Annotated in this window: 6 protein-coding genes and 1 pseudogene; all 7 read left to right on the top strand. The window is 67.1% G+C overall.

The window, feature by feature from the left end; translation table 11 throughout:
- A partial coding sequence (locus ACG0Z6_RS16485; protein WP_394463412.1) for a DUF2345 domain-containing protein occupies positions 1-578 on the top strand: 578 nt, incomplete at its 5' end.
- Entirely contained in the window at positions 575-2701 is a 2127-nt protein-coding gene (locus ACG0Z6_RS16490) for a phospholipase D-like domain-containing protein (RefSeq protein WP_394463413.1), read from the top strand. The genes ACG0Z6_RS16485 and ACG0Z6_RS16490, both read left to right, overlap by 4 nt.
- 5 nt (positions 2702-2706) lie before the next feature.
- A complete protein-coding gene (locus ACG0Z6_RS16495; protein ID WP_394463415.1) occupies positions 2707-4557 on the top strand; it encodes a tetratricopeptide repeat protein in 1851 nt (616 codons plus the stop codon).
- A gap of 7 nt (positions 4558-4564) precedes the next feature.
- Positions 4565-5560: a tetratricopeptide repeat protein gene (locus ACG0Z6_RS16500; protein ID WP_394463417.1), complete on the top strand. Its 996-nt coding sequence runs from the start codon at positions 4565-4567 to the stop codon at positions 5558-5560.
- On the top strand, positions 5518-5796 hold the full coding sequence (locus tag ACG0Z6_RS16505) for a DUF6396 domain-containing protein (RefSeq protein ID WP_394463419.1): 279 nt from the start codon (positions 5518-5520) through the stop codon (positions 5794-5796). Before ACG0Z6_RS16500 ends, ACG0Z6_RS16505 begins: the two co-directional genes overlap by 43 nt.
- 503 nt (positions 5797-6299) lie before the next feature.
- The gene (locus ACG0Z6_RS16510; protein ID WP_394463421.1) at positions 6300-6878 is read left to right on the top strand and encodes a hypothetical protein; all 579 of its coding nucleotides are present in this window, start codon (positions 6300-6302) and stop codon (positions 6876-6878) included.
- Positions 6875-7149, top strand: a pseudogene (locus ACG0Z6_RS16515) (type VI secretion system Vgr family protein); the annotation flags it as partial. The gene ACG0Z6_RS16510 and the pseudogene ACG0Z6_RS16515, both read left to right, overlap by 4 nt.

The raw sequence follows: 7149 nt of genomic DNA on the forward strand, positions 1-7149 counted from the left end.
CGGACATTGATGTGCAGGCGCTGGAGCAGAACCTGAGGCTGCTGGCCAAGCTGGACATCACGCAACAGGCCAACCGGATACACATCACGGCCCAGCAGGAGGTGGTGATCAACGGGGCAGGGAGCTATATGCACTGGGGTGCCCAGGGCATTGAACAGGGCACGCAGGGCAGCTGGACCGCCAAGGCTGCCAGCCATGCTTTTGTGGGCCCGGACAACCAACCCGTGACCCTGCCCCCGCCGCCGCAGGCCACGCCCAAAGACGAGCTCTGGGTGACCCTGCTCACCCAAAGCGCCGATCAACAAGGTGTGCCGCGTGCGGGCGAGCCCTACGAGCTGCTGCGCGACGGCGCCGTGGTGCAGCGCGGCTTGACCGACCACAACGGGCAGCTCCACCTCAAAAACCTGCCCGAAGGCCCAGGCACCTACCAGCTGCGCCTGAGCAACGGCGCGGTGCACCACATCGAACTGCTGGCGCGTGAGCTCACCACCGCGCGCGAGCAACGCGCCCGCCGCGGCGCACGCCCCCAGACCGATGCCCTGGCCCACCCGGCCGACTACTCAGCAAGCCAACCATGAGCAGCAGCGACCCCAATGCCCTGAAAACCCACCAGGCCGCGACCACGCCCACCGCGCGCTCCAGCCCCTCCGTCCAGGCCAGCCGGCAATGGTTTTTGAGCGATGGTCGCCCCGCCAGCGACAGCCACCCGGTGCGCAAGGGCTCCATTCATACCTACGTCTGCGGTCAAGAGGCTTTCCAGGCCATAGCGGCGGACATCGAGGCCGCACACAAAAGCATCGAACTCATCTGCTGGGGCTTTGACCCCGCCATGGCGCTGGACCGCAGCAAGCCCCGGCGGCCCGAGAGCCCATGGACGAGTGGCGAAACCTATGGCGCACTGTTGGAGCGCAAAGCCGCCCAGGGCGTGCAAGTGCGCCTGCTGGTTTGGTACAACGATGCCGGCTCCTGCGTGCAAAACAACCTGGTGGGCTATGCGCAGCCGGCGTATGACCACTACCCCGGCGGGGTGGTGGCTGAAACCTGGGCCGAACGTAACCGGGGAAGGATAGGCGCGGCTTACCCGCTGGCCGAGCAGCGCCAAGATTACTGCACCCTGTGGTGGCGCCGCGCCACGAAGGGGCACATCGGCAACCTGGAGGTGCGCTGCCGCGATGGCGTGAAAGACGCCGTCAAGGCCAGCCTGGCCGATGAGGCCGATAAGCCCAGCTCAGAGGGGGGCCAATTGAAAGGCTGGTTCGACGAACAAAAGCTCGTTGAAGCCTACGCCACCCACCACCAAAAGCCCATCCTGATTGACTTCGACCACAACGAGGGCGCCACCGCCGTGGGCTACATCATGGGTCTCAACAGCGTGACCGACTACTGGGACACCAGCCAGCACGAGTTCGACAGCCCGTTGCGCGAGCCCAGTGGGGCCACGGCCGCTGACCTGAGCAAAGCGCAAGAAGCCGGCGCGTTGGTCGATGCCGTCCTGCCCACCGCCTTGCGCCTGGGGCTTCCCATCAGCCGCCGCCCCTACCGGGACTACGCCGCGCGCCTGACTGGCGAGGTGCTGGTGGACGTCAACCTCAACTTCGTGCGCGCCTGGGACCGCGCCCGGCGCCTTCCTGAACTCAAGGGTGACGGTGGCAATTCCATCTCGAAAGTGTCGCCACCCGTGGTGGAAAACCTGGCGGGCATGGACCCACAAACCAAGGTGCCCCGTTCCGCTCTCAGCGGGCGCCGCGCCGCGCCCGCCAAGCTCATGGCCGCGTGCAATGCAAAAGGCCCCATCGTGCCCCTGCAAGTGCTGCGCACCCAGCCCGAGGAGCCCTATGCGGACGGCCAAACGCGCCAGGCCTTTGACAAAAGCATCAAGCGCGCCTACTTCCACGCCACAGGCGAGGCGCGCAACTACCTCTACCTGGAGAACCAGTACTTCTTCTACGAAGAGTGGGCCCGCCACCTCAAAGCCGCCCGACTGAGTTTCTTGAATGGCGTGCAAACAGCACCCGCCGCCAGCAGCGAGGCGCGCATGCTGCACCTCATCGTGGTCACGCCCCAGCCTGAAAACGTGGGCATGGTGCCCCGCACCTACGACACCCTCAAAAGCCTGGGCGAAGCCAACTCCATGCGCAATCAACACGAAAAGATTGAAAAAGAGCTGCAGAGTCAGAAGACCAAATTCCTAAAGTTCATCGGCCCGAGCGACATTGCCCAAAGCGCCCAAAAAATTCAGGCCCCCACGCATAAGGTCGACGGCGAGCTGGTGCAAGACGGCAAAGACCTCGCGCTCAAAGTCATCGTCTGCAAACTGGCCACGGCCAACCGGGCCAGCCCTAAAGCCCTGGGCGCCGCACGCGACATCTACATCCACTCCAAACTCATGCTCATCGACGACGAATACCTCCTCCTCGGCAGCGCCAACATGAACCAGCGCAGCATGGCCGCCGACAGCGAAATCTGCGTGGCCACCTCCCACCAAGACCACGCCCGTGAGCTGCGGCGAACCATCTGGGGGCAGCTCTCGGGACAGACCATCAACGGCGGGGCAGGGACGCCGCAGGAGGTGGCGGATGCGTTCAAAAATTTTTCAAAGCTGGCGGCGGGGAATTTTGATTTGATACGTGCAGGTAAGGCGATCACCGGTCACCTCGTCAAATTCGTAGACGAACGCGTGGCCTCGGACCGGGTGGGGTGATCGCCATGACCCGCCTCGCCATCCTTGCCGCCCTGCTGCTGTCTGCCCTGCTTAGCGCCAGCAACAGCACCGCCACCTCTATCCTGGAGCGCCTGCACTTGTCGCACCCCACGCCCCCATTCACCGCCGGCTCGGACCTGGCCCTGCTCAGCCAGCCCAAGCCCCTGCCGCGCAACATCAACCTCAATGCCTTCAACCCGCGCCGCGAGCCCGGCGCCTTCAGCTGCCGCCAGGCGGCGCTGCGCCCGCTGCCCGCCAACCCCGCGCTGCAGGCCCTGCACGAGGAGGGCCTGGCCCTTACCAGCCCGGCCCTGTGGCCCAACCAGCGCAACTGGCCGCGCGCCCTGCAGCTGTGGCGCCAGGCGGCCGACCAGGGCCACTGGAAGGCCGCGCTGATGTGGCTGCAAACGTCTTACACCGGCGCCGGGGTGCAGGGCCCCAACGGGGACTTCCGCGTGCCGCCTGCCCCGCAGGAGACCGTGGTGGCCTACGCCGAGCAGCTCATGCGCCAGGGCGTGGCCGACGCCTTCTTCTGGATGGGCCAGTTCCACAAGCAGGGCTATGGCGTCAAGTTCAGCACCGACCGTGCCTGGGCCTTCTGGGAGCTGGCGGCGGACCTGGGCAGCGCCAAGGCGCAGACCAAGCTTGCGTCGGTGCTCTTGATCGGAAATCGTGAGCTGGAAGCGCAATTCCCTGGAGAGTGGGCCAATCGCCCTTTGCACTACGCGCTGTTACGTTGCGCCCACGCCCAGGGCTATGGCGCAGCGGGCATTCAGTTGGGTCGGTCTTTGGACCTGGATGCTCAGGGGGGCGACCTCATCGCCCCTTACCCAGACCTGCCCACCCAGTTCCGCGCCGCGCTGCAAATCCTGCATGACGCCACCAAAAATGGAAACGAGGAGGCTGCGAATTATTTGTTTTCGTCGTTTAGCGCTGGCGAGCCCTTGGTTGCGGCGCATATCGATGCCGCACGAGCTGAACGCTACAACCGGCTCGGTGACGCCCTCTTCACCAACCCCGACCTGCGCTTCCCCAACCTGGACCGCGTGTTGCCGCTGCCCCCGGCCAAGCTGCCGCCGTGGGATGGCAAGCCCGAGTCGTTGATCAACGCCGCCAAGGCCTTGCGCCCTGCGCCCCAGCCCCCGGCGCAGCCCGCCAGTGCGGCACCAGGCCGCGCCCGCATTCCCGCCGGGCATGTGCTGGTGCTGCCCCCGCAGTACCAGGCCTACGCGGCCAGGGCCTTGCCGGGCTACGGCAGCGTGCTGGCGCTGGGGTCTGAGGCCATGGGCATCCAGCGCGCCGCCGTGAGCGGCTACTACCAGGCCAGCCCGCGCTTTGCAGATTCGCCCCTGCGCCATCACATTGCCCGCCTGCCACCGCTGTACTTTGACGCCGACGAGCCCCTGCGCGTGAGCTCCGTGCTCACCACCGTGCAGGCCGATGCCGAGCACGACGAAGTGCAGTGGCACTACCTCGGCCAAGCTCGCCCGGCCTATGTGCCGCCGGACCACCTCAGCCGCGCGGGCCTGGCCCACAGCCTGGCGCAACCGGCCACCCGCACCTGCGCGCCGAGCGCCGTTTGCCCGCAGTCCGGCGTCTGGCAGCCGCAGTGGCGCGACCCGGCTCACGCCGCATCAGACCACCCGCTGGCCGCACTGCTGGATGCGCGCTTCACCGGCCAGGCCTGGCGCGCCCAAACCTTTGTGGCCGGGGGCGACCCGCTGCCCGACCCGCTGGCGCCCTGGGTCGAAGCGGGGCTGGACGTGAGCGACGCACCTGAGCGCTGCTGGCGCCTGCTGTGGGCGTGCGAGCGCGGGTTTGAGCTGAGCTTTGCCGCCAGCCCGTCTCAAGCATGAACACCGCATGAGTGCGCACATGCCCAGCAAGAGCTTGCCAGTCCGCACCCCCGCTGTGCGCTGGGCCGTGCTGGCCGCTTTGTCGATGGCAGGCAGCGCCTTCGCGGGCACGCTCCTGGAGCGCCTGCACTTGTCCCGCCCCACGCCGCCGTTTACAGCTCTCTCGGACCTGGCCCTGCTCAGCCAGCCCAAGCCGCTGCCGCGCAACATCAACCTCAACGCCTTCAACCCGCGCCGCGAGCCCAGCGCCTTCAGCTGCCGCCAGGCGGCCCAGCGCCCGCTGCCTGAGAGCCCCGCGCTGCAGGCCCTGCACGAGGAGGGCCTGGCCCTCACCAGCCCCGCCCTGTGGCCCAACCAGCGCAACTGGCCGCGCGCCCTGCAGCTGTGGCGCCAGGCGGCCGACCAGGGCCACTGGAAGGCAGCGCTGATGTGGCTGCAAACGTCTTACACCGGCGCCGGGGTGCAGGGCCCCAACGGGGACTTCCGCGTGCCGCCTGCCCCGCAGGAAACCGTGGTGGCCTACACCGAACAGCTCATGCGCCAGGGCGTGGCCGACGCCTTCTTCTGGATGGGGGAATTCCACAAGCAGGGCTATGGCGTCAAGTTCAGCGCCGACCGCGCCTGGGCCTTCTGGGAGCTGGCGGCGGACCTGGGCAGCGCCAAGGCGCAGACCCAGATTGCAACCGTGCTGGGGTTGGGATTCAAAGACATGGAGCCTGACCACCCGGGCCAATGGGCCAACATCCCGCTGCGCTACGCGCTGCTGCGCTGCTGCGCTGCGCCCATGCCCAGGGCTATGGGGCGGCAGGCATTGAGTTGGGGCGTGATTTGGATTCAGATGCTCGGGGTGGGGATCTGCTTGCCCCCTACCCAGACCTGCCCACCCAGTTCCGCGCCGCGCTGCAAATCCTGCATGACGCCACCAAAAACGGGAGTGAGGATGCGGCTGGAACGTTGTTTGTGGCCTTCAAGGCAGGCAAAGCACTTGCCGATGGGCACATAGACATTGCCAGAGCTGAGCGCTACCACAGCCTTGCCGACGCCCTCTTCACCAACCCCGACCTCCGCTTCCCCAACCTGGACCGCGTGTTGCCGCTGCCTCCGGCCAAGCTGCCGCCGTGGGATGGCAAGCCCGAGTCGTTGATCAACGCCGCCAAGGCATTGCGCCCAAGCAGCCGGGGCACGCGGGGTGCGGCTGGCGGGGCCAGCCCAGCCAGGGAAGGGACTTTGCCCTCATGAGCCGACGCCAAATGGCTTGTGCGGCCGCGGTGTCAACCCCGACCTCAGGGAGTACCCCACAGCGGGCGGGCCCGATATCTTCAGCTGCACTACAGAACAAAGAACGCGCCCCCAAGGCCAGCCAGCGCTGGGTGCTGTGGGCGCGCAAGTGGGTGAGCGATGTGTCGCACTGACCTTCGCCGCCGCACGCAGGGAGTGAGCACATGGTCGGGATGGTGGGCTTGGGGCTGCTGCGCCAGCACATGGGTGCTGGCGCGCAAGGCTTTGGGATGGGGCAGGGCGACACCCTCGCCATGACGGCGGATGTTCGCCTTGAATCTGGTGCATGCCATGGCGTAACTCAGCGAAGCGCAATGGGTCAGCCGATTCCCGACCAGCACAGCGCTGGAGGATCTCCAAGCGACTTTTCAAGCGGCGCTCAGACAGTTCATTGGCGCACTGCCGGGCGGTGGCGCAGGGACTGGCCGCATTGGTCTTCTGATGGGCACTGAAAGGGCATGCGCATGCTTCGATGGCTTGGGCTCGGACTGTTGACATTGCTGCTGTCCCCACAGACCTGGGCGGACGCGCAGCGTTTGGGTGTGGTCAATGGCGCAGCAGACGGCACAGTCACCCTGTACTGGGCGCAAGCCATCCACGGTGGCGTGTTTGAGCTGCAGTGGCCCGATGCCCAGGGGCAGTTGCACTGCTGCCAGCGCGTCTCATGGCGCCAGCTGCGTTTCATCGGCCCAGCGCAGCAAGTCAGTGTTGACACCGATGCAGAGGCGCCTCGCCCCGCCCGGGCCTATCGCGTGCTGTTGAAGGCGCCGAGCCTGCGCAGCGGCATCGGTTGGCTTGGCTTGGCCGCCGCCGGGGCGGCCACACAGCAAGAGCCCTATTTGCTTGCGCGTGATGCCAGCGCCTCGCGTGCGTGGCTGTGCACGGGCCAAGAAGGCGTGCAGCTGCTTCAACGGCAAGGGCTGGCCCCGCTGCGGCGGTGGCACGTGGCGTTGGGCTACGACTTGGCCAGCGCGCCCAGCTGCAATGAACAAGACCAACCCCACGCCGGACGAGAGGGCTCTGCCCCAGGAGGTACACGATGAATCGCACCCTCACCCTACAAAGCCCCGCGATGCCCAGCCTGCTGGGGGCGGCGGCACTGTTGCCGCGGCGGCTGCACGGCCACGAAAGCCTGGGGCAGCTCTACCGCTACACGGTGGAGCTGGCGACGCCGGACAACCCGCTCGTCAGCGAGCTGATGGCGGCCAACGTGCCGTTCAAGGAGCTGGTGGGCAAGGAGGTGAGCCTGCAGCTTGAGCTGGAGGGGCGGGGCAGCTTTGTGGCGGGGTTGCTGGGTGGTGCGGCGGTGGGGGT

The organism is Roseateles rivi (assembly GCF_043555845.1).
In the GTDB taxonomy this organism is placed as follows: domain Bacteria; phylum Pseudomonadota; class Gammaproteobacteria; order Burkholderiales; family Burkholderiaceae_C; genus Roseateles; species Roseateles rivi.